General features: G+C 73.7%; 22 protein-coding genes and 1 pseudogene. 13 read left to right on the top strand and 10 right to left on the bottom strand.

Features of this window, described 5'->3' with window-relative positions; all coding sequences use genetic code 11:
* Positions 1–108: 108 nt before the first annotated feature.
* Entirely contained in the window at positions 109–822 is a 714-nt protein-coding gene (locus tag ABZT47_RS30150) for an FCD domain-containing protein (protein ID WP_354849431.1), read from the top strand.
* Between the two features lie 51 nt (positions 823–873).
* Here the strand turns inward: ABZT47_RS30150 and ABZT47_RS30145 are convergent, their stop codons facing one another.
* The 3 genes from ABZT47_RS30145 to ABZT47_RS30135 form a co-directional block, all read right to left on the bottom strand.
* Positions 874–2,058 (bottom strand): AbrB family transcriptional regulator, encoded by a 1,185-nt coding sequence (locus ABZT47_RS30145; RefSeq protein WP_354849428.1) that lies wholly within the window; start codon positions 2,056–2,058, stop codon positions 874–876.
* A gap of 286 nt (positions 2,059–2,344) precedes the next feature.
* Positions 2,345–2,491 (bottom strand): winged helix-turn-helix domain-containing protein, encoded by a 147-nt coding sequence (locus ABZT47_RS30140; protein ID WP_354849425.1) that lies wholly within the window; start codon positions 2,489–2,491, stop codon positions 2,345–2,347.
* Positions 2,475–3,191, bottom strand: a complete 717-nt coding sequence (locus ABZT47_RS30135; RefSeq protein ID WP_354849422.1) for an ABC transporter permease — start codon at positions 3,189–3,191, stop codon at positions 2,475–2,477. Before ABZT47_RS30135 ends, ABZT47_RS30140 begins: the two co-directional genes overlap by 17 nt.
* 274 nt (positions 3,192–3,465) lie before the next feature.
* Here ABZT47_RS30135 and ABZT47_RS30130 point away from each other — a divergent pair, with 274 nt between their 5' ends.
* A complete protein-coding gene (locus ABZT47_RS30130) occupies positions 3,466–4,320 on the top strand; it encodes an NAD(P)H-binding protein (protein ID WP_354849419.1) in 855 nt (284 codons plus the stop codon).
* Positions 4,321–4,383: 63 nt separating this feature from the next.
* Here the strand turns inward: ABZT47_RS30130 and ABZT47_RS30125 are convergent, their stop codons facing one another.
* Positions 4,384–5,262, bottom strand: a complete 879-nt coding sequence (locus ABZT47_RS30125; protein ID WP_354849416.1) for an alpha/beta fold hydrolase — start codon at positions 5,260–5,262, stop codon at positions 4,384–4,386.
* Positions 5,263–5,595: 333 nt separating this feature from the next.
* On the opposite strand from ABZT47_RS30125, the gene ABZT47_RS30120 reads away from it, so the two are divergent.
* Both ABZT47_RS30120 and ABZT47_RS30115 read left to right on the top strand, forming a co-directional pair.
* Positions 5,596–7,854, top strand: a complete 2,259-nt coding sequence (locus tag ABZT47_RS30120; RefSeq protein ID WP_354849413.1) for a BTAD domain-containing putative transcriptional regulator — start codon at positions 5,596–5,598, stop codon at positions 7,852–7,854.
* Positions 7,855–8,015: 161 nt separating this feature from the next.
* Positions 8,016–8,435: a DUF4158 domain-containing protein gene (locus ABZT47_RS30115; RefSeq protein ID WP_354849410.1), complete on the top strand. Its 420-nt coding sequence runs from the start codon at positions 8,016–8,018 to the stop codon at positions 8,433–8,435.
* A 167-nt stretch (positions 8,436–8,602) separates the two neighbouring features.
* Here the strand turns inward: ABZT47_RS30115 and ABZT47_RS30110 are convergent.
* A pseudogene (locus tag ABZT47_RS30110) lies at positions 8,603–8,983 on the bottom strand (transcriptional regulator); the annotation flags it as partial.
* 83 nt (positions 8,984–9,066) lie between these two features.
* On the opposite strand from ABZT47_RS30110, the gene ABZT47_RS30105 reads away from it, so the two are divergent.
* On the top strand, positions 9,067–9,588 hold the full coding sequence (locus ABZT47_RS30105; RefSeq protein WP_354849407.1) for an N-acetyltransferase family protein: 522 nt from the start codon (positions 9,067–9,069) through the stop codon (positions 9,586–9,588).
* A 207-nt stretch (positions 9,589–9,795) separates the two neighbouring features.
* Here the strand turns inward: ABZT47_RS30105 and metE are convergent, their stop codons facing one another.
* Positions 9,796–12,135, bottom strand: coding sequence for a 5-methyltetrahydropteroyltriglutamate--homocysteine S-methyltransferase (gene metE, locus ABZT47_RS30100; protein ID WP_354849404.1), 2,340 nt, complete (start codon positions 12,133–12,135; stop codon positions 9,796–9,798).
* A 521-nt stretch (positions 12,136–12,656) separates the two neighbouring features.
* Between metE and ABZT47_RS30095 the strand changes: the two genes are divergently transcribed.
* Positions 12,657–13,022, top strand: coding sequence for a hypothetical protein (locus ABZT47_RS30095; RefSeq protein ID WP_354849402.1), 366 nt, complete (start codon positions 12,657–12,659; stop codon positions 13,020–13,022).
* 40 nt (positions 13,023–13,062) lie between these two features.
* Positions 13,063–13,326, top strand: a complete 264-nt coding sequence (locus ABZT47_RS30090) for a dihydrofolate reductase family protein (protein WP_354849628.1) — start codon at positions 13,063–13,065, stop codon at positions 13,324–13,326.
* Between the two features lie 72 nt (positions 13,327–13,398).
* Here the strand turns inward: ABZT47_RS30090 and ABZT47_RS30085 are convergent, their stop codons facing one another.
* Complete coding sequence (locus tag ABZT47_RS30085) at positions 13,399–13,788, bottom strand: helix-turn-helix domain-containing protein (protein ID WP_354849399.1); 390 nt, start codon at positions 13,786–13,788, stop codon at positions 13,399–13,401.
* A gap of 102 nt (positions 13,789–13,890) precedes the next feature.
* Here ABZT47_RS30085 and ABZT47_RS30080 point away from each other — a divergent pair, with 102 nt between their 5' ends.
* The 3 genes from ABZT47_RS30080 to ABZT47_RS30070 all read left to right on the top strand — a co-directional run bounded on the left by ABZT47_RS30080 (position 13,891) and on the right by ABZT47_RS30070 (position 17,229).
* Positions 13,891–14,532, top strand: a complete 642-nt coding sequence (locus ABZT47_RS30080) for an NAD(P)H-binding protein (RefSeq protein ID WP_354849396.1) — start codon at positions 13,891–13,893, stop codon at positions 14,530–14,532.
* 56 nt (positions 14,533–14,588) lie between these two features.
* Complete coding sequence (locus tag ABZT47_RS30075) at positions 14,589–15,488, top strand: LysR family transcriptional regulator (protein WP_354849394.1); 900 nt, start codon at positions 14,589–14,591, stop codon at positions 15,486–15,488.
* A gap of 133 nt (positions 15,489–15,621) precedes the next feature.
* Positions 15,622–17,229, top strand: coding sequence for a PLP-dependent aminotransferase family protein (locus tag ABZT47_RS30070; protein WP_354849390.1), 1,608 nt, complete (start codon positions 15,622–15,624; stop codon positions 17,227–17,229).
* 123 nt (positions 17,230–17,352) lie between these two features.
* On the opposite strand, the gene ABZT47_RS30065 is transcribed toward ABZT47_RS30070, so the two are convergent.
* Positions 17,353–18,591, bottom strand: a complete 1,239-nt coding sequence (locus ABZT47_RS30065) for a glycosyltransferase (RefSeq protein ID WP_354849387.1) — start codon at positions 18,589–18,591, stop codon at positions 17,353–17,355.
* 1,209 nt (positions 18,592–19,800) lie between these two features.
* Between ABZT47_RS30065 and ABZT47_RS30060 the strand changes: the two genes are divergently transcribed.
* Entirely contained in the window at positions 19,801–20,781 is a 981-nt protein-coding gene (locus ABZT47_RS30060; protein ID WP_354849625.1) for a tyrosine-type recombinase/integrase, read from the top strand.
* Positions 20,782–20,809: 28 nt separating this feature from the next.
* Here ABZT47_RS30060 and ABZT47_RS30055 read toward each other — a convergent pair whose 3' ends face one another.
* Positions 20,810–21,697, bottom strand: coding sequence for a LysR substrate-binding domain-containing protein (locus ABZT47_RS30055; RefSeq protein ID WP_354849384.1), 888 nt, complete (start codon positions 21,695–21,697; stop codon positions 20,810–20,812).
* Positions 21,698–22,021: 324 nt separating this feature from the next.
* On the opposite strand from ABZT47_RS30055, the gene ABZT47_RS30050 reads away from it, so the two are divergent.
* Complete coding sequence (locus tag ABZT47_RS30050; protein ID WP_354849381.1) at positions 22,022–22,906, top strand: NAD-dependent epimerase/dehydratase family protein; 885 nt, start codon at positions 22,022–22,024, stop codon at positions 22,904–22,906.
* A gap of 79 nt (positions 22,907–22,985) precedes the next feature.
* On the opposite strand, the gene ABZT47_RS30045 is transcribed toward ABZT47_RS30050, so the two are convergent.
* Positions 22,986–23,384, bottom strand: a complete 399-nt coding sequence (locus ABZT47_RS30045; RefSeq protein ID WP_354849378.1) for a RidA family protein — start codon at positions 23,382–23,384, stop codon at positions 22,986–22,988.
* Between the two features lie 406 nt (positions 23,385–23,790).
* On the opposite strand from ABZT47_RS30045, the gene ABZT47_RS30040 reads away from it, so the two are divergent.
* Positions 23,791–24,807 (top strand): tyrosine-type recombinase/integrase, encoded by a 1,017-nt coding sequence (locus ABZT47_RS30040; protein WP_354849375.1) that lies wholly within the window; start codon positions 23,791–23,793, stop codon positions 24,805–24,807.
* Positions 24,808–24,812 lie beyond the last annotated feature (5 nt).

Genomic DNA, 24,812 nt, shown 5'->3' with positions numbered 1-24,812 from the left:
ACAGCCTGTCACGAATAATCATCCTTAATCAAGAGTCAGGTGCTAATTAGTCATACTTTACTGGCGGTGGTGCGGCCCGGAGGCCTTCCCGTGGGAGGATTGGCGGCCGTGGGAGCCAAAGACCAGACCAATAGCGGTCTGCACGGCAGCGTCCTGGACGGCCTCGGCGTCCAGATCACCTCCGGCGCGCTCCCCGCCGGCCACGTGCTGCGCATCGAGCAGCTCGAACACCGCTTCGGGGTCTCCCGATCGGTGGTCCGCGAGGCCATCCGGGTGCTGGAGTCGATGGGCCTTGTGTCCAGCCGGCGCCGCGTCGGGGTCACCGTCGCCCCGCGCGCCCGCTGGAACCTGTTCGACCCGCGCATCATCCGCTGGCGGCTGTCCGGCGGCGACCGCGACGGGCAGTTGCGCTCCCTGGGCGAGCTGCGCCGCGGCGTCGAACCGGTGGCCGCCGCGCTGGCCGCCCGCAACGCCACCCCCGAGCAGTGCGGGCTGCTCACCGGCGCGGTCATGAGCATGGCCGTGCACGGCAGGTCCGGCGACCTGGAGTCCTACCTGCGGGCCGACATCCTGTTCCACCGCACCCTGCTGGAGGCCTGCGGCAACGAGATGCTCGCGGCCCTGGCCGACGTGGTCGCCGAGGTGCTCGCCGGCCGCACCCACCACCACCTGATGCCCGCCCACCCCGAGCCGGCGGCGATCCGCTGGCACGCCGAGGTCGCCCAGGCGGTGCAGGCGGGCGACGCCGCCACCGCCGAGCGGTTCATGCGCCAGATCGTCGAAGAGGCCACCCACGCCATGCTCGCCGCCCCACCCGCCTGAGGGGAGTCACACCCGCCGCGTCGCGCTTGGATCTTCGACCGGCCCCTGACTTCAGCCGGTGGGACGACCGGATCCACCGGTTCGCCGGTTACCGGCATGCCGATGTCCGGTGGTGGGCCCGGGGCGGGGCGGCCGAGAGATGGTCAGGCGGATGAACAGGGGCGCGAGCAGGACCATGGCGAACAGCCGCAGGCTCTGCACGCTCGAGATCAGGGAGACGTCGGCGTGGGTGGCGGCGGCGGTGGTGAGGACGGCGTTGACGCCGCCGGGGGTGGTGGCGAGGTAGGCGTCGGTGAAGGGGATGTGTGCCATCACCGAGAGCAGCCAGGCCAGAACGGCGCAGACCGCCATGATCGACATGGTGCAGGCCAAGGCCAGCGGCAGCAGGCGCCGCATGTGTGCCAGGGTGGGGCGGGTGAAGCGCAGGCCGATGTCCAGGCCGACGATGGTGAACACAGCGGTTCGCAGAGGGCCGGTCGGGGTGAAACCGCTGAGGGCGCCGCTGGCGGTGATGGCGGCGGTCAAAAGCATCGGGCCGAGCAGGGCGGGGCTCGGCAGGCGAAGACCGCGGCCGGTCAGGGTGCCGGTGAGTGCGACGGCGGCCAGCAGAACCAGCCCGATGCCTTGATCACCGCCGGTGACCAGGCTCCAGGCCGACGGATGGGCCACTGCGGCGGTGCCTGCCGCCGGGTGGGGGGCGAGCAACCAGTGCACCAGGACAGGGGCGGTGGTGGCGACCAGAGCGACGCGCAGATACTGCAGGAATGCGACGATCCGCGGATCGGCGTCGAAGTCGGCCGCGCTGGAGATCACTGCGGCCGAGCCGCCGGCGACCATGCCGAGAGTCGCGCTCGCGCGGTCGATGCGGCCCGTACGCGCCATGATCGCGGCGGCGGCCAGGCTGAGCCCGATGGTGACCGTGGTGACAGCGGCCAGCGGAAGGACCTCGGCCGCGGCCTGATGTGCGGTGTGGGGGTCGAGATAGCCACCCATCAGTACCCCGAGGACGGCTTGGCAGCCGCGGTTGAGACGGCCGGGAACCTGGTCGGCGGTGAGCCCGCTGACGGCCAGAGCCAGCCCGGCCAGCAGCGGGACCAGCAGATGAGGCGCGGGCAGTATCGGCTCGGCCACCTCCCCGGCGGCGCACGCGCCGAGAATGAGCCCCAGCCAGCCGACCCAGCGCCACTGAAGACGAGCGCCGGATCGGCGGCTCAGAAAGCCGAGAACCGTTCCCATGGCAGCGATACTACTTACGGTAGTCAATCCATCGCGCCACGCGATCGTCGCGGAGCCGGCTCTCCGGCCGTCCATCGTGTCCGGTCGCCGTCAGGATCGTCGTGCGCTTCGGCGGTCGATGCGCGCCGCGAACCAGGTGGCCGTCGCCGCACGGATCCGCAAGGGGGACGCGTACAGACGGTCAGGCGGCGGGGAGGCGCAGTTCGACCAGGCCACCGTCGCGCCGTCAGAGTCAGCAGCGCCACGGCGAGGGTGACGGTCGCCGCGGCGACCGGTTTGCGGCGGATCACGTGGCCGTGTAGCCCACGCCGCGGACCGTGACGATCGCCGACGGGTGTCCGATTTCGGCGAGTTTTCGGCGGATGCGCATCAGGTAGGAGTCGAGGGTGTTGGCGAGGACGCGAGAGGCGGGTGGCTCACGTAAAGCACCCACGCGCGACCATCTCGGTCGTCACCAGGATCGCCACCGCCTCGGCGGCCAGCAGAGCCACCAGGACAACGAGTTGCACGACTCCGGCCTCGACCGGGCTCGCCCCACCGAGCAGCACCCCCACGAAGGCGCCAGGAAGAGTGACCAGCCCCACGGTCCGGGTCTGATCCAGCGCGGGTAGCAGCGCCTGGGCCGCCGCCGGGCGGCAGATCTCCACCGCCGCCTCCCTGGGGAGGAAGCCCAGCGCCAGCGCCGCCTCCACTTCTCCTCTTCGCTGGACCAGCTCCTCCACGGCTCGGCGTCCGGCGAGGGAGGTAGCGGTCAGACAGCCACCCAGTACGATCCCCGCGATCGGGATCACCACGATGCCGTCCATGGAGATCGTCCCGCTCGCGGCGAGCATCGACAGCACCGGCGCGGCGCCCGCCGCGATCGGCACCGCCGCCCACCATGCCTTCCGGCCGCGAGTGATGCGCCGGCCCGCGGTGAATGCGGCCACGCCGTACATGAGCACGACGAACCCCGCCGCGGCCGTGAAGGAGGCGACCACCCAGGCGATCAGCACCGATACCGCGCCGAGTTGGGCGGCCGCCCGCAGGCAGGCGGTGAGGACCGCTCGTCCATGTCCGAGCCGGCCGAGCCAGGCCGCCAGGGCGCCCGTCACGACCAGGGCGATGAGGACCACCGGCAGGAGAGGGGTCACAGAGATCAACGCAGAGGAACGCACAGCAGGTAGTGTGCCGTGGTCCACCATCTCGGCGACCGCCGCGGCGGTTCCCACAGCACCTTGACCCAGAGAGCACCTCCCGCATGCACAGGCGGCCGCCGGGCCGGCCCCGGGTGGCCAGGGGCGGGGGCGTGGTAGGTTCTGCCGCGTAAGGTGCGGCGCCCGTTCGCGGGCGTGTCGGGACATCCGGCCGGCACGGCGGCTCCCTTTGACGGGCCGTCTGATCTCTCACGAGAGAGCGTGCTTCGTCATGTCCGAGAACACCTCCACGATCCTTCTCACCGGCGGCCGCGGCGCGGTCGCCACCCACCTGCTGGCCCTGCTGCACGCCGGCGGGCACCCCGTGCGCGTCGCCTCCCGCGCCCCCGAACGGCTGCGGGTCCCCGCCGGAGTCCCGGCCATCGCCTGCGACCTGCGGGATCCGGCCACCTTCCCCGCCGCACTGTCCGGCGTCGGCGCGGTCTTCCTGTACGCCGAGGCCGCCCGCATCGGCGAGTTCGTCGACGCCGCCGTCACCGCCGGCGTCCAGCACATCGTCCTGCTGTCCTCCGCCTCGGTCCTCGGACCGGGCGCCGCCGGCGACCCGCTGGCGAGGGCGCACCTTGACGTGGAGACCGCCCTGCTGGCCGCGCCGATCGCCACCACGCTCCTGCGCCCGGGCTCGTTCGCCTCCAACGCCGCCGCGTGGTCCTGGCCCATCAGGGCCGGCCGCCCGGTCAGCCTGCCCTACCCCGACGCCCACACCGACCCTCTGCACGAACGCGACCTGGCCGAGGCCGCCCGCACGGTGCTCACCGACCCGCGCCACCGGGGCGGGCACTTCCACCTGACCGGCCCGCAGTCGCTCACCTTCCGCCGGCAACTCGACATGATCGGCGCGATCACCGGCCGGTCCGCCACGATCGCGCACGTCAGTCCCCAAGAGTGGAAGCGTGAGATGTCCGAGCACATCCCCGGCCCCTACGCCGACGCCCTGGTCGACTTCTGGCGCTCCTACGACGGCCGTCCCGTCCCCCTCACCGACGCCGTCGAACGGCTCACCGGCCACACCCCTCGCACCTTCGCCACCTGGGTGGGCGACCACGTGGCCGACTTCACCGGCTGACCGGCCGGGCACCGCCGTCCCGCCCCCGTCCTCGCCGCCGCGCGCGCGAACCGGTCCCGCCGGTCAGCGCAACAGCAGATCGCGCAGCGCCCCGGCGACGCCGGCGGGGGCCTCCTCGGCCATGAAGTGGCCCCAGCCGACCGTGCTGTGCCGCAGGTCGGCGGCCCAGGCGCCCCACAGGGCCGCCGCGTCGAATCCCAGCGCGGCCCCCCAGTCCTGCTGAAGCACGGCGACCGGCATCCCCAGCCGGTGACCGGCGTCCCGATCGGCCTGGTCGTGGGCGACATCGATGCCGGCGGAGGCGCGGTAGTCGGCCACGATCGAGTCGACGGCGCCCCGGGACGCCTCCAGGTAGGCCGCGCGGACCTCGGCCGGGATCGCCCCCGGGTCGCCGGCCCAGATGTCGAGGAAGTGGCCGAAGAACGCGTCCGCGGCACCGGCGATCATCCGCTCCGGCAGGCCGGGCGGCTGGGACATCAGGTAGAGGTGGAAGCCGACGGCGGCGCCGACGCCGTGCATCGCCTCCCACATGTCCAAGGTCGGCAGCACGTCCAGGCAGGCCAGGTGGGTGATCGCCTGAGGGTGGTCGAGCCCGGCGCGGAAGGCGACCAACGCCCCGCGGTCGTGCCCGGCCAGCGCGAAACGCTCGTGACCGAGCGCGCGGGCCAGGGCGACGATGTCGGCGGCCATGGTGCGCTTGGCGTAGACGGCCGGGCCGGTCTCGGCGGGCTTGTCGCTGGCGCCGTAACCTCGCAGGTCGGGACAGATCACGGTGTGGCCGGCCGCCAGGTCGGCGGCGACGTGCCGCCACATCAGATGGGTCTGCGGGAAGCCGTGCAGCAGCACGACGGGACTGCCCGAGCCGCCGACGGCGACGTTGAGATGGACGCCGTCGGCGACGGGGACGCGCTGGTAGTCGAAACCGGAGATGACAGGGACCATGATCGAGCCCTTTTCTGTTGACGACCGGTGCCGGTCGGGGTGAACGGTGGACGCCGTGTCCACGCGGCGGCCGCCGATCGGCCCGCTGCCGATCGGTCCGCGAGGGCGATGGCCGCCGCCGGGTGGAACGGGTGCCGGTCGATCCGCGGAGGGATGGACCCCGTTCGGCTGATCGCACCCCGGGGGACCGGCACTGACCAGCGTGCCGGGCCCGGATGAGCATCCGGTCAGCGCGCTACCGTGGCCAGGGGCGACACCCCCGGAGGGGGCCGGACGCCTGGAAGGACGGGAGATTCCAGGCCAGGTGGATGTCCAAGGAAGGACGGTCGGAAGGTGCGGGTCGTGTTCGGGGTGCTCGGGCCGGTGACGGCCTGGGACGGCGCTGGGTCCGCGATCGCCCTGAAGGGTCCCCGGCACCGCGCGGTGCTGGCCCGGCTGGTCGTCGCCCGCCGCCGCGTCGTCCCGGTCACCCATCTGGTCGACGACCTGTGGGAGGACCCGCCCGCGGGCGCGGTCGGCGCCGTGCGCACGTTCGTCGCCGCGTTGCGCCGCGCCCTTGAGCCCGAACGCCCGCCCCGCGCGCCCTCCCGGCTGCTGGTCACCGAGGGCCCGGGGTACGCGCTGCGCGCCGATCCCGGTTCGGTGGACGCCTGGCGCTTCGAACAGGCGGTGGCCGCCGCCGCCACGCTGCCCCCCACGCAGGCTCTCGTCCGGCTGGAGGAGGCGCTCGGCTGGTGGCGTGGCCCCGCCTACGCCGACTTCACCGCCGAGCACTGGGCCCGCGCCGAGCGTGCCCGCCTGGCCGAGCTGCGGCTGCACGCCGTGGAACGCCAGGCCGAGACCCGCCTGGCGCTGGGGCCGGCCGCCGAGGCGGTGCCCGATCTGGACGCCCACGTGACCGAGCACCCCTGGCGCGAGGACGCCTGGCGGCTGCTGGCCCTGGCGCTGTACCGCGCCGGCCGGCAAGGCGACGCCCTGGCCGTCCTGCGGCGGGCACGCACACTGCTGATCGAGCAACTCGGCGTGGACCCGGGCCCCGCGCTCCGCCGGCTCGAAGCCGACATCCTCCACCAGGCCGACCACCTCACTCCCGCACCACCTGCCCTGGACGTGGCGGCGCCTCCAGCGCCCGGTTCGCCGCAAGAGCCGCCCTCGGCCCCGGACGAGCCCTTCGACGCGGTCCCCTGCGCGGCGCCTGCGGCGATCACCGATCCGGTCTTCGATGCGGCACCTGACGCGGTGTCCGATGCGGCGTCCGATGCGATCGCGATGACCGATGCGATGACCGGCGGGGCGGCCGTTGGCGCCGCCGGGGCGGCCGAGCCGCCCGATCACCCGGGAGTGTCCGGCTCGGCGGCGGAGGTGTGGGCGCGGACGGCCGCGGTGTACGACCGCGCCGTGCCCTCCGGCGCCCGGGCCCGCCTGGAGTCGACGGTGGGCCTGCTGCGCAGCCTCGCGGTCACCGGAGGCGGCGGCCTCCAGGCCGCCCGCAGGCACCGGGTGGCCGCCGTGACGGCGGCGGAGGAACTGGGCGACCCCGAGCTGACCGCCCGGGTCATAGGCGCCTATGACGTCCCGGCCATCTGGACCCGTCTGGACGACCCGCCGCAGGCGGCGCGGGTCGTGGCGGCGGCCGAGCGCACGCTGGCCGCCCTGCCGCCGGGAGCGCACGAGGCGGCCCGGGCCCGTCTGCTGGCCACGATCGCGCTGGAGTCACGCGGCACCCGCGCGGCGCGGGGCCCCGAGGCCGCGCGCCAGGCCGAGCGGATCGCCCGCCGTCTGGACGATCCCGCCCTGCTGGCCTTCGCGCTCAACGGCGCGTTCATGCAGAGTTTCACGCGTGCGGGGCTGGCGCCGCGCCGCGACGAGATCGGCGCCGAACTGGTCACCCTGGCGGCCCGGCACGGCCTGGTCACCTACGAGGTGCTCGGGCACCTCATCCGCCTGCAGGCCCGGTGCGCGCTCGCCGACTTCGCGGCGGCCGACGCCCACGCTCGCGCCGCGGACCGCCTGGCCGAACGCCACGAACTGCCGCTGCTGGGGGTGTTCACCGAGTGGTACCGGGCGCTGCGGCTGGATGTGACCGGGCAGGCGCCGGTGGCCGAGGTGGAGGCGGCCTACCTGCGGGCCGCCACCCGGCTGGAGGGCGCGGGGATGCCGGGGCTGGAGCGGGGACTGCTGCCGTTGGCGCTTCTGTGCCTGCGCGTGCGGCATGGGTTGCCGCCTGTGGCCGTCGGCGAACGCGCCGGCTGGGGCCCGTACGCTCCCTGGGCCCGTCCGGTGGTCCTGGTGGCCGAGGGCCGGTGCCAGGAGGCCGCCGCGGCGTTGCGCGAGATGCCCGACCCGCCCCGCGACCTGCTGTTCGAGGCCCTGTGGTGCCTGGCCGCACGCGCGGCCGCCGCCGTGGGTGATCGGCCGTTGATGCGCCGCGCCATCGCCGAGCTCACCCCGGCGGCGGCCGAGTCGGCCGGCGCGGGCAGCGGGCTGCTCACCCTGGGCCCGGTCTCCCGGCACCTCGCCGACCTGACCACCGCCCTGGCGCACGATGCCCCCCACCCCGGGGAGCAGACCAAGTACGGGAGAAAGGGATAGTGGAGCGTTGAGGCGCTGCTCAGAGGGCTCGTTCGTCCGATGATGTGACCCTCCGCCTGGGGTTGGTCGCGGTTTGGTGAACACGCCATCCGGTGGGGGTTGAGCGTCGCTACGGTTCCGGCGTCTTGGATGCCGGGATCGAGGCGAGGGAGGGCCCTGGGATGACGTGGATCGAGCGGACCGCCTATCCGCAGTTCAAGCGGCTGACGTCGGCGCGGGTGCTGCACGTGTTCTTCACGCCCTCGCCGGAAGAGTTGGCCTGGGCCGAAAAGCGCACTGGCAGCCCCGAATCGTGCTTTGCGCTGGTGCTGGCGTTGAAGTGTTCTCAGAAGATGGCGCGCTTCCGGTCCCCGGACGAGATCCCCGAGGTGGTGGTCGACCACGTCCGGCGTTGCCTGGAGTCGGCCGAGGACGTCTGGCCGGACCATGGCTCTTCCGGCAGCGCGAAGGCGCATCGCAAGCTGGTGCGCCAGCGTCAGGCTTCGCCACGATCCTGCGGCGGATGGGCGAGGCCGGCCAGGCCCGGATGGAAGGTCTGCCCGTTGTTGGGCCGGACGGCGAGTCGACGTTCAACCGGCTGAAGAAGCCCGCCCGGCGGGCCACCTGGTCGCGCTTCCTTGAGCAGCTGAGATGGCTGGATCAGGTGGACGCGCTCGGCGACACCGACGCAGCTATCTGGCCGACCCGGCGCTGCGGGCCCACATCTGTCCGTTCCGGCGCCCGTCAAGCCCGGACGCGACGACGCCCGTCAGCCCTGGACGCCGACGACCTCCAGTAGCCGCAGCCGCTCGGCGGTCTGGCTACCCTCCGCCACGGTGAAGGCCATGATCCGCAGATCGGTGCCGAGCGCCGCGAGGATGTCGCAGTCGAGGGTGAGTTCTCCGACACTCGCGTGCCGGACCGTCTTGGTCAGGGGCGCGTGCACACCTACCACCCCGGAGTCCCACAGCGCCGCGAAGTCACCGCTCCGGGCAAGGAGCTCATCGATCAGTGCGGCCAGTCCGGCATCCTTCGGATAGCGAGCCGACGCCGCTCGCAGGTCGGACATGAAGGCGGCGCGGTGACCCGTCTCCCTGCTCACCGCCTGGGGGTATCCGGCGGGAGGTTCCACGAAGGACCACCACTCGGTCGTGGGGCGTGCGGGCCGGCCCGCGCGCGTCTGCTATATCGGTCATGTTTGTGATGTCCGGTCAAGTGAGGAGCGGGAGCGCCGTGCCCGAGGTACACGCGACGATCCGGGCGGCGACGCCCGGCGACCTTCCGGCCGTCGCGGCCATCTACACCCACTACGTCCTGGGCGGCGTCGCCACCTTCGAGGAGACGCCGCCGGGTCTTGAGGACTGGCGGCGGCGCCTGGACGACCTGGCCGGGCGCGCGCTGCCGTTCCTGGTGGCCGAACTGGACGGGACGGTGGCCGGGTACGCCTACGCCGGGCCGTTCCGGCCCAAGCCCGCCTACCGGCACACCGTCGAGGACAGCATCTACCTGGCCCCCGGCCACACCGGGCGAGGGCTCGGCCGGGCGCTGATGGGCCCGCTGCTGTCCGGGTGCGCCCGGGCGGGCGCCCGCCAGATGGTGGCCGTCATCGCCGACACCGGCGACCCCGGCTCGATCGCGCTGCACGAGGCGTTCGGGTTCACCCGGGCGGGGCTGCTGAAGGAGGTCGGCCACAAGCACGGCCGCTGGATCGACACCGTGCTGATGCAGCGCGCCCTGACCCCTACCGGCGACTGACCGGCGACCGACCTGTCCTGCCGGACGCCGGCACCCGCCTGGCAGGCCCAACGCCGGCACCCCGCCTGACAGGCCCACCCACCCGTTCGCAGGGCCGGCCGCCGGGTCCCCTCACCTCCGGTCGAACCCTGCCCACACGGGGGACCGGGACGCCGGCGCGCACGACCACCCGGCCCCGTCAGGTCGCACGCGAGGCCACCGGCTCTGTCAGCGACGCTCGGCGCCGGCCCCCGCCGCAGGCGGCCGGGCAGCCGCCCCGGACTGACCGGCCGCCGTCGCGCCGGCCCCCGCCCGCGAGAGCGGCACGACGGCGGCGCGGACCTGGCGGGCGGCCTCGACCATGGCGGCCAGCGCGGACTCCACCTGCCGGTAGGTGCGGGTCTTCAGCCCGCAGTCGGGATTGACCCACACCTGGGCGGCCGGCAGCGCGCGCAGCGCCGCCTCGATCCCACCGGCCACCTCCGCGGCGTCCGGCACCCGCGGAGAGTGGATGTCGTACACCCCCGGCCCCAGGCCGCGGGCGAAGGCGGCCACGGCCGGTTCGGCGAGCAGCCGCCCGTGGGAGCGGGCCGACTCCACGGTGGTGACGTCGGCGTCCAGCGCGTCGATCGCCTGCAGGATCTGCCCGGCGTCGGAGTAGCACAGGTGGGTGTGGATCTGGGTGCGGTCACCGGCGCCGCCGGTCGCCCGCCGGTAGGCGCCGACGGCCCACGCGAGGTAGGCGGCCTGCCCGGCGGCGCGCAGCGGCATCAGCTCGCGCAGGGCGGGCTCGTCGACCTGGATGACGGCGGTGCCGGCGGCCTCCAGGTCGGCCACCTCCTGGCGGACGGCGTCGGCGATCTGGGCGACCACCCGGGCCAGCGGCAGGTCCTCGCGGACGAACGACCAGGCGGCGATGGTGACCGGGCCGGTGAGCATGCCCTTGACCGGCCGGGTGGTCAGCGACTGGGCGTAGCGGGTCCAGCGCACGGTGATCGGCTCGGGACGGCGCACGTCGCCGTGCAAGATCGGCGGGCGCGTGCAGCGCGAGCCGTAGGACTGGACCCAGCCGTGCCGGGTGACGGCGAACCCCTCCAGGTGCTCGGCGAAGTACTGCACCATGTCGTTGCGTTCGGGCTCCCCGTGCACCAGCACGTCCAGGCCGAGCCGCTCCTGCAGCCCGATCACCTGGCGGATCTCCCGCCGCACCCGCTCCTCGTAGTCCTCTACGCTCAGGCGCCCGGCGGCCAGCGCGGCGCGGGCCGCGCGCAGCTCACCGGTCTGGGGGAAGGAGCCGATGGTCGTGGTCGCCAGCGGCGGCAGCCCGAGATGGGCCTGCTGGGCCGCCGCGCGCACCGGGTAGGGGCTGCGGGCGGGCGCCGCAGGGACGGGGGAGGGGTCGGCCGCGGCCTGCCGGGACGCGGGGTCGTGCCGGTCGGGAGCGGGGGCGCCGGCGGGGGTACGGGCCAGGCGCCCGGCGAGTTCGACCACCTCGGCGACCTTCTGCTCGGCGAAGGCCAGGCGGGCGCGCAGCCGGGGGTCCAGCCCGTCTTCCCGTTCGACGTCGTAGGGCAGGTGCAGCAGCGAGCAGGACGTGGAGACCACGACTTGGGCGGCGGCGGGGCGCAGGGCCAGCAGGGTGGCAAGGGCCCGCCGCTGGTCGGTGCGCCACACCTCACGCCCGCCGACCACTCCGGCCACCACGGTCTTGGCGGCCAGTCCGGGCGTCCGCAGCGCGGCGTCCAGGCCGGCGGCTCCGCGCACCAGGTCCAGGCCGATCGCCTCGACCGGGGTGCCGGCCAGGACGGGCAGCGCCGCGCCGAGCTCTCCGTAGGCGGAGGCGACCAGCAGCGCGGGACGGTCGGTGAGGGCGCCGAGCCTCCGGTAGGCCTCCCCGGTGGCGGTCAGCTCGGCGGGGGTGCGGTCGGCCACCAGCGCCGGTTCGTCCAGCTGCACCCATGGGACGCCTTCGGCCGCCAGCGCCGACAGCACCCGCTCGTAGACCTCCAGCAGGTCCCGCAGGCGCTCCAGCGGGCGGAACCCGGCCGGGGCGCCGGGCCCGGGCTGCGACAGCAGCAGGAAGGTGACCGGGCCGAGCAGGACGGGCCGGGTGGTGAGACCCAGAGCGCGGGCCTGGCGGACCTCGGCCACCGGCTTGTCGCACACGGCGCGAAAGACGGTGTCCGGGCCGATCTCCGGGACGATGTAGTGGTAGTTGGTGTCGAACCACTTGGTCATGCGCAGCGGGGTGGCGTGCTCGTCGCCGCGCGCCATGGCGAAGGCGGTGTCCTCGGCCTGCGGGCGGCGATGACGGCCGGGCACCGCGTCGACCATGATCGCGGTGTCCAGGACGTGGTCGTAGAAGGAGAAGGTGTTGGAGGGCAGGGCGGCCAGGCCGAGCTCGGCCAGGCGCAGCCAGGTCCGCTCGCGCAGGCCCGCGCCCGTGGCGCGCAGCTCCCGCAGGCCGATGTCCTGCCGCCAGTACGCCTCCAGGGCGCGTTTGAGCTCCCGGTCCGGGCCGATGCGGGGATACCCGAGCACGGTGGAGGCGGGGAAGGGGGCTGTCATTGGTGGCTCCTGGTTCACGAGTCCGGCACGACCTCCGGCATCCTGCCCATCTCACTCCTGGCGCAGCCAGATCAATCGACAACACTTATAGATCATGTGAACGCGTAGGCCGCCGGCCCGGATGGTGGGGGAGGGCCGGCACGCCCGCGCCGCCTGGGCGATTCGCCCGGTGAAAACCCGAAGCACTCCGAAGGACCCTATTCATAGTCCTTATCGATCTGACCGCGGACCGCCTCGGCTACTGGTCACGTATCCCGGAGTTCCGGCGTGATCGAGGTCATGGCCCAGCCGGGTCGCCCGGCTCGCCGGCCGGTACCACCGACTCCGCCCACCCCGACTGCGCGTCCCCTCCCACCCCGGCGGCGCCGATCCCGCCGCCACGACGGACGGAACCCCGGACCGAGCCCGCGGCGTGGCAGGCACCTCACATTCTCGGGGGTTGTGTCGTCGGGCCATTGAGACACTCTTGCGCGCGCCGATCGCCGCCGTCTCACCCGTCCGCAGCCGTCAAGGAGCCACCCATGTTCGTGCGTGTCGCGATCACCCTGCAAACGCTTGTCCTGTTCGTCCAGACGATCACCGCCGGGCTGTTGCTGTCCTTGCCCGGCGGGCACACCTTCCACAGCGCCGGGGCGTACACCATGTTCACCGTGGCGGTCATCAACGTGGCCGGCACGATTTTGGCCTGGCGGCCCGGCGGCGGCTCACCCCGGCCCATCCTGCAGACGGCCGGGTTCCTCGGCCTCACGCTGGCGCAGGTGGCGCTCGGCATCGCGCACATGAAAACCCTGCACGTCCCGCTCGGCGCGCTGATGTTCGGGATCAGCCTCGTCCAGCTCAGCCAGGCCTGGTCCGGCCACCGCACCCGCGCGACCAGCGCGACCTGACCGCGCCTCTGCCGTCCGCGTCGCCGGAGTCGCAACTTCGATCGCCGGCGGTGACACCGCCGAGGAGATCGCCGAACTCAAGGCCGAGCCCGGCAAGGACCTCGTCGCCGCCGGCGGCACCGAGTTCATGCACTCCCTGATCAAGCTCGGCGTGGTCGACGAGTACCGGCTGTGGGTGCTGCCCGCCGTCACCGGCAAGGGCGCGCCGCTGTTCCCCGAGCTGGATCAGGCCGTGAACCTGCGCTTGGTGAAGAGCACGGCCTTCCCGTCCGGAATCCTCGAGCTGGTGTACACCCCGGCCTGACCGTCGGGCGTAATCGCTTCCGGGCGTGATCCGGCCGCCCAAAGACGGCCACACCCGCCCCGGAAAGCGAGATCAGCCGGCCCGGTCCAGAGAAGCGGCGTCATGGGACTCGCGCGCCTCCAGCAGCTCATCCCAGTGATCCTCGGCCCACGCGCACGCCGCCGCCATCGGCGCCAGCATGCTGCGGCCCAGCGGCGTCAGCTCGTACTCCACACGCGACCCCGCCCCGGCGACAACGGTGCGCCGGACCAGGCCACCCCGCTCCAACGACCGCAGCGACCGCGTCAAACCCTTGGCGGTGACCCGGCCGAGCGGCACGCGCAGCTCAGAGAACCGGCGCGGCCCGTCCTGCAGACAGCGGATCACCAGCGCCGCCCACTTGTCGCCGAACCCGAACCGGATCGGATTCAGCGACGACGGGCACAGCTCGTCGAACATGTCGGCGGGCAGGGGTTGCCTCATGGCCCCACGATAACCGGTATCCCCGAGGAAACCGGGCCCCCCGATAGCGTCCACGAAACCGGCCGGGCACAACCGCCCGGCCCTGGTGAAAGGGCGCATCCCATGAACATCGTGATCTTCGGAGCGGGCGGCCGGGCCGGACGGCGGGCCGTCGCCGAGGCCACCCGCCGCGGCCACCACGTCACCGCCGCCGTACGCGACCCGCACGGCCACCCCGACCTGCACAGTCACCCCGACCTGCGCCAGGCACACCTGGTGGCGGGCGACGTCACCGACCAGGCGAGCGTCGAACGCGCCGCCGCCGGGCACGACGCCGCCATCAGTGCCGCGGTGGACCTGTCGGCCCCCGCCCACGACTTCTTCACCACCGCCACCCGCGCCCTGACCACGGCGGCCGCGCGCACCGGCGTGCGCCGCCTGGTGGTCGTCGGCCTGGCCTCCATCCTGCCCGGAGCCTTCGGCGCCCCCCTCATGGACCAACCCGGCTACCCCAACGAGTACCGCTCCTTCTACCTCGGCCACGCCGCCGGCCTCCACGAACTGCGAAACAGCGACCTCGACTGGGCCTACGTCGCCCCGACCGGCGACTTCGACCACCACGGCACCCCCACCGGCCACTACCGGATCACCGAGCACGCCGACCCCGCCGGCCGGATCACCTACGCCGACTTCGCCATCGCGCTGCTCGACGAGATCGACACACCCCGCTGCCACCGCGCCGCCATCACCGTCCAGCAGCCCTGAACGACGGTTCCCCCGCCCTGACCACCCCACGCGCGCGCGGCGGCCATACTGGGGCGGTGGAACCGGCACCGACGCTGCGCGAGATCGGCTGCTTCGCCCGCGTGGCCCAGACCCTCAGCTTCTCCCGTGCCGCCACCGACCTCGGACTGTCCCAACCGGCGATCAGCCAGGCCATCGGCAGGGCCGAACGGGCGCTCGGCGTGCGACTGTTCGAACGCACCAGCCGCGACGTGCGCCTGTCACCGGCCGGCACGGCCCTGCTGCCCTACGCCGAAGCGCTGCTGGAGACCGCCTCCGCCCTGCGCGCCGAGGCGGCCCGCCAGGCCACGCCACCCCGGACGCTCATCACCCTGGCCTACGCACCCCCGGCCGGCGCCCTGGTCGCCCAAGCCGCCCGGCGACTGGCCCGCCGCCGCCCCGCCGTACAACTCCAACTGCGCCCCGCCGGCCGCCGCGCCGCCATGGCGGCCCTGGCCGCGGGCGAGGCGGCGGCCGCCGTGGTCGGCGCGCCGTTCCCCACCGGCTACACCACCGGCGCCCGCTTCAGCGTCGCCGTCGCCCACCTGGCCGTACCGGCCGGCGACCCCCTGGCCGCGGCCCCCGCCGTCCGCCCCGCCCAACTCGCCTCCCACAAGATCCTCATGCCCGCCCACCGGCCGCGCGGCGGCATGTGGGCACAACTGGCCGCCGCCCTGCACGGCCCCCACCAGCACCACATCGTGGGGGAGGAGATCGACGACTTCGCCGCCCTGCTCGACCAGGTGGCCGCCGGCGCCGGCCTGCTGCCGGTACCCCACCTGGTGGCCTCCTCCATCCGGCGGCCCGACATCGGCTTCGTCCCCCTGGCCGCCGGACGGCTGCGCCTGACCTACGGCCTGACCTGGCCGCCCGACCGCGCCACCCCCGAGCTGATGACCGTGGTCCACGCCGTCCAGGAGTCCCTGTGGACCCGATGACCTCCCCGCACGCGACAACGCCGCGGCCGAGCGCGCGGCCTCGACGGTCACGATCCCCCCGCCGCCCGGCGGTGCTCACGCACGGGCCGGCCGCCTCGCCGATACGCCCACCACACCACGTCACAATGGCCCGATGAACAGGACCACCCCCGCCACCGGCAACCGGTCCACAACCCCGCCCTCCGGCGACCCGTCACCCCACCGGCCACCCCACCAGCCCCTGCCGCAGGACCCGCAGGACCCGCAGGACCTGCACGACCTGCACGACCTGCACGACCTGCACGGCTCGGACTTCCTGCAACTCACCATCACCGACGCACCCCCACGCGGCCGCTCCGAATGGCTCGCCACCCAACTACGGCACGCCATCTCCGACGGCCGCCTGCCCATCGGCACCCGCCTGCCCGCCACCCGCGTCCTGGCCACCGAACTGCGCGTCTCCCGCGGCCTGATCACCGCCGCCTACCAGCGCCTCATCGACGACGGCCACATCGCCGGCCGAGGACGAGCCGGAACCATCGTCGTCGCCGCCCCCATCACCGCGCCCCGCCCATCCACCCCATCCACCCCACCCACCGGCCCCCGCCACCACGGCCACCCCACCGGCCTGTTCGACACCACACCCGGCCAGACCGTCTTCGACGCCCTGCGCGCCGCCCCCGCCCGCATCGACCTGTCACCCGGCGTCCCCGACCTCGCCGCCTTCCCCCGCACCGCCTGGCTCCGCGCCGAACGCACCATCCTGGCCGGCCTGTCGGCCACCCAACTCGGCTACGGAGACCCCCGCGGCACCTCCGCCCTACGCCTGGCCGTCGCCAACTGGCTCGCCCGCAACCGCGGCATCAGAACCGACCCCGCCCACGTCCTCATCGTCGCCGGCGTCGCCCAAGCCCTCGCCCTCATCGCCCAGACCCTCCGCGACCGCGGCATCGACCAGATCGCCGTCGAAGACCCCGGATCCCTCGGCGCCGCCCAGCAACTACGCAACTGGGGCCTCACCACCCCACCCATCCCCGTCGACGCCGACGGCCTGCGCGTCACCGACCTCACCGCCACCACCGCACCCGCCGTCCTGCTCACCCCCGCCCACCAGTTCCCGACCGGCGTCGTCCTGTCCGGCCACCGGCGCCGCGACCTCATGCGCTGGGCCGCCGACGGCGGCCTGATCATCGAAGACGACTACGACGCCGAACACCGCTACGACCGCCCGCCCGTCCCCGCCCTGCGATCGATGCTCGGCGACCACGTCTTCTACGCCGGCAGCGTCTCCAAGCTCCTCGCCCCCGCCCTGCGCGTCGGATGGCTGCTCGCCCCGCCCGAGCACCGCGACGCCCTCATCACCGCCAAACGCAACGCCGACCTCGGCAACGCCGTCCTCACCCAGCTCGTCCTGGCCCACGTCATGGCCTCGGGGGAGATGGAACGCCAACTCCGCTACATCCGCAGACGACACCGCCGCCGCCGCGACGCCATGATCGACGCCATCACCGCCCACCTGCCGCAGGCCACCGTGCACGGCGCCGCCGCCGGCCTGCACCTCATGATCACCTTCCCCGAGGACGTCAGCGACACCGCCCTCGCCGCGGCCTGCCTGGAACGCGGAGTCAAGGTCCAGCCCCTGTCATGGCACCGCCACCGCCCCGGACCCCCGGGCCTGGTCCTCGGATACGCCGCCACCGCCCCCGGCGACATCACCGAAGGCATCAGCGTGATCGCTGGTCAGCTGCCTCACCCGTCCTGAACACCGCACCCAAGACCGAGACACCGCCACGCGGCGAACAACCCCCACCACAGATGACCGGCCCCTGGGGCGGCCCCCGCGGACAGGCACGGCCGCCGTCCACGCGGGCCGCCGCCGGGGGAATCAGCCCGCGGACCCGCCCTCGCCGGCCATGTCCAGCACAAGCCCGGCGGCCACCTCAGCCCCGTCCACGCGAACCGTCTCGGCCACAACGGCCGCACGGGCAACGGTCTCAGCGGCAAGGGCCACCTTCAGCGCGGCCGACAGGGACCCGGCCCCCGGCGTCGGACCCTCGTGCCCCGTCCCGATGCCCAGCTCGGTCACCCGCCCCGCCCAGTACGGCTGGTCGGCCACCTGCGGCACGATCACCTGCGGCGCCCCGGCACGGGCCGCCGTCACCGTGGTACCCGCACCGCCATGGTGCACGACCGCCGCCACCCGGCCGAACAACTCCTGCTGGTTCACCTCACCCACCACGAAACAGTCGTCCCGCTCATCGACCAACGCCAGATCGGCCCAGCCGCTCCCCAGCACCACGCGACGGCCCTGCGACCGCACCGCGTCGATGACGGCCCGCGAGACCTCCCGCGCGCTCGCCCCCCGCACGAGCATGCTCCCGAAACCCACGTACACCGGCTCCGCACCGGCCGCGAGAAACGCCTCCAGATCGGCGGGGAGCGGGCGCCCGTCCGGCCGGATCCACGCACCGGTCTGCGCCACGTCCAGCTCCGAGGTCTCCTGCCATGGACCAAGGACCGGGTCGGCCGCCAGGAACGGGCGGCGAGTGAAGACATGATCACGGACGCCGTCGACCGGCGCCAGCCCGACCGAGGCCCGGTGAGCGTTGATCGTCTCACCGAACATCGCGTCCATGTGCGCGGCGTTGAGATCCCACAGCGCCCGGTTGCCGGTCACCTCCGCCGGTACCACCTGACCCGGCCAGGGACGAGGCGCATGGTGCGGCGACGGCAGGTAACTAGGGGAGAAGGAGGCGAACGCGTAGGGCACGCCCAGCTTCTCGGCCGCCGCCCGCGCACCGGCCACCGCCGGGAACGACCCGGTGGCCACCACCGCGGCGCACCCCTCCGCCACCCCCGCGACCGCCTCATAGGCCATGGCGGTCAGCTCGGCGGCGATGTCGGACAGACGCGGCTGCGCCATCCCGGGGACCGCCCCGGTCGCCAGCGCGCGGATCGGCCAGCCGAGCGGGGTCAGCGGCACGTCGATGCCGTCCAGCAGTTCCGCGAAGTCCGGCGGCGCGCACACCCGCACCTCGGCACCGTGAGCCTTCAGCCGTAGCGCCAGCGCCGTCATCGGCTCGACGTCCCCGCGTGACCCGTAGGTCTCCAATACGACCCGCATTTTCACGACCCCCCGTTTCGGTGTGTTCCGGCGTCGAGGGGTGATTGTGCGGCACGACCGGGGCCTTGTGGCAAGGCCCCCCATGCGCTATAGCTTGGAAATGCAAGGAGTGGGCATTCCTCCTTGTCCTTTTCGCTGCTCCGCCGCTCAGCAGGCGGCCCCCTTCATCGCGCCGGGGGACGGGCGCGCGTCCGGCACCGCTCGGCGACCGCCGTCGTGTCCGCGCACCCCGGCGAGCCCTCGCAGGGCGTCCTCGATGATCACCACAGCACATGCGCGGCCGGGGGAGGAGCGCCCACTGAGACGATCTCCAAGGCGTCCCGGACTCCATTCGCAGAACGCCGACCACGGCTCGTCCGCACGTGAAGCTCGATCGAACGGCGACGGCTCGGCGCGATATCTCGAAGGGACGGTTATGGGCACTTCTAAGCCCTATGTCTCATACCAGACAGAATTGAGCTTCTGTCTGGTATAAGACATCTTTGGGTAGAAGGGCGGGTGGAGGGCTGGGTGGTGCCGGCCGCCGCTGGACCGCCGTCCGGATCGTCCGCGTACCGAAACCGCGTGCCCGAACGGCGTGCCGCGCGTCGCGTGCGCGCCGGTGCGGGACATGCCGCGGCGGGCGGCCTCGAGGCCCGCCACCCCTCAAGATCGTTTCACGGATGATCGTCCCGCAGGTGCGCCCGATCGTCACGTCGCGCGAACACCCGCCATGCGCGGCGATGCGCCGGCGCCGCCGGGCGGGCACCTGCGGCACGCGGCACATACGCCAAGCCGCGGCGTGATCATGCGCGAGCCCTGGCCGGCGGCGCGATGCGGCGGCCGTCACGGAACGCCGTCACGGGAACACCGCGAACACGCCCGCCCGGAAACCCTCTCGGCGGCGCCCTCATCGCTATTTGATGCATAATCGCACTTATGCATCACTTGGCGGGAACGCCTCTTCCGCGCTCTCCCGCCGCGGCCCCTGACGTCGGCGATCCCCGGCGTCACCTCGACGCGCGTGACGACGTCGCAGGTCACCGGCCCCTCACGCGCCGGTGGACGCTCGCCGGTCCGGCGGGCGCCGGGTCCCAGCGGCCCGTCCGGCGTGTCGGCGGGCCACTTGTGCGGGTTTGATGCATAATCGCAGCCACGTGTGCCGCGTCCGAGGAGGTCGCCGCTTTCCGGAGGGTGAAAGCCGTGGATGACCGCGATCCGCTGGTGCTGATGCGCCTGCCCGAAGCCGCGGCGGAGTTCGTCTCCTCGCTGCGCACCAAGAAGCTCTCCCCGCACACGATCGCCGGGTACGAGCGCGACCTGCGGTCGGTGGCCGCCGCGGCGGCGGAGCTGGCCGGTGTGCCGGCGGCCGATCTGGAGGTGCGCCGCCTGAGCGGCCGCCTGGTGCGGGGCGCGTTCGCCGAGTTCGCCGGTCCGCGTTCGGCGGCGAGCGTCAACCGCGCGTGGAGCGCGTGGAACCAGTTCCTGACGTTCTGCGTCGCCGAGGGGATGCTGGAGGGCAATCCGATGGCGGCGGTCCCCCGTCCCAAGCAGCCGGCCAAGGCGCCCAAGCCGTTGCTGGGCGATGGGACGGCGTCGCAGACGCTGCTGGAGCAGGTGGCGGCCGGGGCGCGCAAGGCCCGCGATCCGTGGGTGGAGCGCGACCTGGTGGTGCTGGCGCTGGCCCTGGTGACCGGGATGCGTTCGGCGGAGCTGCTGGGGCTGACGCTGGGGTCGGTGGGCGGGTCCGCCGGTGACCGCCGGATCCAGGTGGTGGGCAAGGGCGGCAAGACCCGGTCGCTGCCGATCGAGCCGCCGATCGAGCGGTTGATCGAGGAGTATCTGGCGAGCCGGTCGCGGCGGTTCGGGCCGGCGGCACTCCCCCGGTCGGCGGCGTTGCTGGTCGACACCGGAAACGAGCCGCTGCGGCGCGGTGGCCTGCAGTATCTGGTGCGTCAGTGTTACCGGTACGCCGGTGTTCATGATCGGGTGCAGCGGGGGACGCTGGTGCACGCGCTGCGGCACGAGTTCGCGACCCGGCTGGCCGAGCGGGGTGCTTCGGCGCACGAGTTGATGGAGTTGCTGGGCCATTCGTCGATCGTGACCGGGCAGGCGTATGTGGCATCGACGGCGCGGGAGGTGCGGGCGGCGGCGCGGGGCAATCCGGCGTACGGGGTGCTGGACCGGCTGCGGCCGGATCCGGGGCCGTAGGACGACGCCGGCCGGCGGCCGGGCGGGGTTAGACGGGGTGCGGTCGCGGGGTGGTGGCGAAGTGGTCGGCGGCGATGTCGGCGAACTCCTGCACCAGAGGTGATCGGCGGGTGCGGCTCCAGGCCAGGCACACCTGGTTGGGCGGGATGTCGTCGACGGGCACGTGGGTGACGTCGGGGCGGGTGTAGTAGGCGGCGACCGACAGCGGCAGCACGATGACGCCGTGGCAGGCGGCGACGTGTTCGAGTTTCTCCTCCACGCTGTGGAACACCGGCCGTGGGGTCGCGGGGTGGCCGGTGAGGCGGCCGGGCAGGTCGCGCCATTCGGGGACGGCGTCGGGGGCTTGGAGCATGGGTTCGCCGGCGAGGTCGGCCACCTTGATCGTGGTCTTGCCCGCCAGGCGGTGTTCGGTGGAGACGACGGCGACGCGTGGCTCGGTGTAGAGGGGCAGCAGGCGCAGGCCGTGTTGTTCGACGGGCATGCGCACGAGGCCGGCGTCGGCTCGGCCGTCGTGGAGGACGTCGGTCTGGTCGTCCCAGGTGGTGCGCATCAGGTTGACGGTCAGGCCGGGGTGGCGGGCGGTGAGGGCGCGCACGGCGGCGGTCACGGTGGTGCCGGGCATGAAGGCGATGGTGAAGGCGGGGGCGCCGTGGGCGGCGCGGGTGAGGCGGCGGGTCAGCGCGGTGGCCGAGGCCAGCAGGGGGCGGGCTTCTTCAAGGAGCACCTGGCCGGTGGGGGTGAGTTCGGTGGATCGCCGGTTCCTGGCGAACAGGGTGGTGCCGAGGTCTTGCTCGAGGGCGCGGATCTGCCGGGACAGGACGGGCTGGGTGATGTAGAGGCGTTCGGCGGCGCGTCCGAAGTGCAGTTCTTCGGCCACGGCGACGAAGTAGCGCAGTTTGCGCAGGTCGATGTCCATCGCACCCTCCTGGCCGGGGGCCGGCGTGGTCTGCCGGCGGTGTCGCGGGAGTGTCTTCGGGGTGTCCTCAGCGTAGGCCGGGCCGGGTGGTGCGGGCTGCGCGCGGTCCTGCCTGTCCCCCGGTCCCCCTCTCTGGCCCTGCCTGTCCTCTGGTCCTCTTCTCCCCTGGTCCGCGACTTGGGCGGTGTGGGCGGGTGACCGTGGTGGGGTGATGCCCGGTGGGCATCACCGGTGCTGGAGAAGGTGTTGGACGCCCGATCGGTCCCCGGGTGATGGTGGATCGCGGCGGGGGTTCCCGCCGCGATTGGAAGGGATCTGGGAACGATGAAGGTGTTCATCACCGGCGGGTCGGGATACATCGGCCGGGTCACGATCGCGGCGCTGCGGCGGCGTGGCGTGCGGGTGGCGGCGCTGGCGCGCGGCGAGCGTTCGGCGTCGGTCGTCGCGGAGCTCGGGGCGCGGCCGGTGCGGGGCGCTCTGGGCGACCTTGAGGTGCTGCGCGAGGCGGCGGCCGAGGCGGACGGGGTGATCCATCTGGGGGCGGACTACACCGGGGACACCGCGCGGGTGGACCTGGCGGCGGCCGAGGCGCTGCTGGACGGCGCCGGGGGGCGGCCGTATGTGCACACCGGCGGGGTGTGGGTGTACGGGGACACCGATGGGGTGGTCGGTGAGGAGGCGCCGCTGCGTCCGCCGGCGATCACGGCGTGGCGGCTGGAGAACGAGAGGCGGGTGCTGGCCAGGGCGCGGTGCGGGGGGCGTCCGGTGGTGGTGATGCCGGGTCTGGTGTACGGCCGGGGTGGCGGGCTGACGCGGGGGTTCTTCGTGGAGCCGGGGCTCGCGGCGGGTGCGGTGCCGTGCATCGGGGACGGGGCCAATCATTGGGCGCTGGTGCATGTGGACGACATCGCCGAGCTGTACGTGCTGGCGCTCGGTGCGCCGCCGGGTGCGGTGTACGCGGGGGTGAGCGGTCAGAACGTGCCGTTGGCGGAGGTCACGCGGGCGTTGAGCCGCGGGGCGGGGCTCGGGGGGCGGACGGAGTCGATCGGTTTGGCGCGAGCGGTGGAGCGGATGGGGCCGATCGCCGAGGCGTTCGCGCTGGACCAGCGGATGACCGGGGCCAGGGCGCGGCGGGAGCTGGGGTGGCGGCCCACGCGGGTCGACGCGCTGGCCGAGCTGTCCGGGCCCCGCGATCCGGTGGCGCGGTGACAGGGCGTTCCCGGGGGCCGGGTGGCCGCCGTCCCCGATGACGGCGGCGGGCGGGTCGGCGCGTGAGCGGCGGGGCCGGTCAGGGGATGACGGCGGTGGCGGTGATCTCGACGAGCTGGCCGGTGTAGCCGAGGAAGGAGACGCCGAGCAGTGTGGAGGTGTGCGGGCCGTCGGACAGTTCGCTGGCGCGCACGACCTCCCACACCTCCGGCAGGTCCTGGTGGCGGGTGGTGGCGACGTAGACGGTGCTGGCGATGACGTGCCGCAGGCCGGTGCCGACGTCGTGCAGGGCGGTGGCGAGGTTGGCCAGGACCTGGCGGGTCTGGGCGGCGGGATCGCCCTCGCCGACCAGGGCGCCGGTGGCGTCCAGGGGGACGGCTCCGGCCATGAAGGCGAGCCTCTCCCCCGCTTCGACGACGGCGGCGTGGGCGTATCCGGGCGGCGGGAGCAGGCCGGTGGTGATGGTGCGGCGTGCCATGGCGGGGCTCCTTGCCTCGGGTGGATGTGGTGATCGCGGTCATCATGGCGGGGGTGCCGGCCGGCTGTCATGTGGTTTTGCGGCCGCCGGCCGGCCGGCGGGGCGTGCGGCGCGGCGCGGTGCGCTGCGGGCGGTGCCGTGTCAGGTGCGTGGTGTCAGCGGATGGGCGGCACGGGTGCGTCCGCACTATCGCGCGGCGCTCGCTGTGTGCCGTCGGGCGCCGGCAAGGGGGGCGTGGACGTCGTCGACGGCCGGCTCTGGTTCGTCCCTGGCGGCGAAGTGCCCGCGTAGGTGGAAGATCGGACCGGTGGGCGATCGTGTGATCGCGTTCGGGGAGAGCGGGCGAGCGCAATTGTCGGTGGGGGCCGGTACGGTGCCCGTGGTTGCCCTCCGGAAGGACTGATCGATGCGGCCTGTGAAGCTCAAGCGCCTCACCGTGGAGGAGTGCGTCGACCGCTATGTGGAGCTGGTGCGCGCCAAGACGGTTACCGGGGCGCTGTCCCCGGCGACGGCCGAGGTGTACGGCCGTGACGTGGCCACCTTCGCCGAGCTGGCGGGGGCCGGGCGCGTGCTGGACGATCTGACCGGTGAGGACGTCGACGCGGTGCTGCTGGCGTTCGCGCGCAAGCCCGACGGGCGGCGCTCCTCCCCCGCCGGCGCGGCGCAGAGTCCCTCTTCGCAGTCGCGGTTCCGCCGGTCGGTGTCGGCGTTCTTCAAGCACGCGACCCTGTCGGGCTGGGTGCAGGTCAATCCGATGACCACGGCCACCGTCACGGCCAAGGAACGCGGCGGGCTGCGCGCCGAGCGCCGGGCGCTGACCCGTGAGCAGGCGCAGGGGCTGGTGGGCGCGGCGCGTGAGCAGGCGGTGGCCGAGCCGCGGGGCGGGCGGCGTGACCAGCGCACCGAGGTGCGTGACGCGTTGATCGTGCTGCTGCTGTCGACGCTGGGCCCGCGGGTGTCTGAGCTGGTGCGTGCCAATGTCGAGGATTTCTACACCAATGACGGGGTGCGTTACTGGCGCATCTTCGGCAAGGGCGGCAAGACGCGTGATGTGCCGTTGCCGGGCGATGTCGCCGAGGTGCTGGAGGTCTATCTGGCGGCCGCCCGGCCGGCCACGGCCGAGAAGGCGTTGCTGCTGTCGTGGCGGGGGCGGCGGCTGGCGCGGGGTGATGTGCAGGCGGTGATCGACCGGGTGCAGCGGCGGGTCGATCCGGCGCAGCGGCGTTCGGTGACCCCGCACGGGCTGCGGCACACGACCGCGACGCATCTGCTGGCCGACGCGGTCGACATGGACGCGGTGCGCCGGGTGCTGGGGCACAGCGACCTGGCGACGCTGGGCCGCTACCGTGACGAGCTGCCCGGGGAGCTGGAGGTGGCGATGCGGGCGCATCCGCTGCTGCGGGGGCGCGCGGCGGGCGGCTGACCGCG

It is taken from the genome of Sphaerisporangium sp. NPDC005289, from assembly GCF_040607455.1.
Classification (GTDB): Bacteria; Actinomycetota; Actinomycetes; order Streptosporangiales; family Streptosporangiaceae; genus Sphaerisporangium; species Sphaerisporangium rhizosphaerae.
This window is presented reverse-complemented; position numbering and strand designations above follow the sequence as displayed.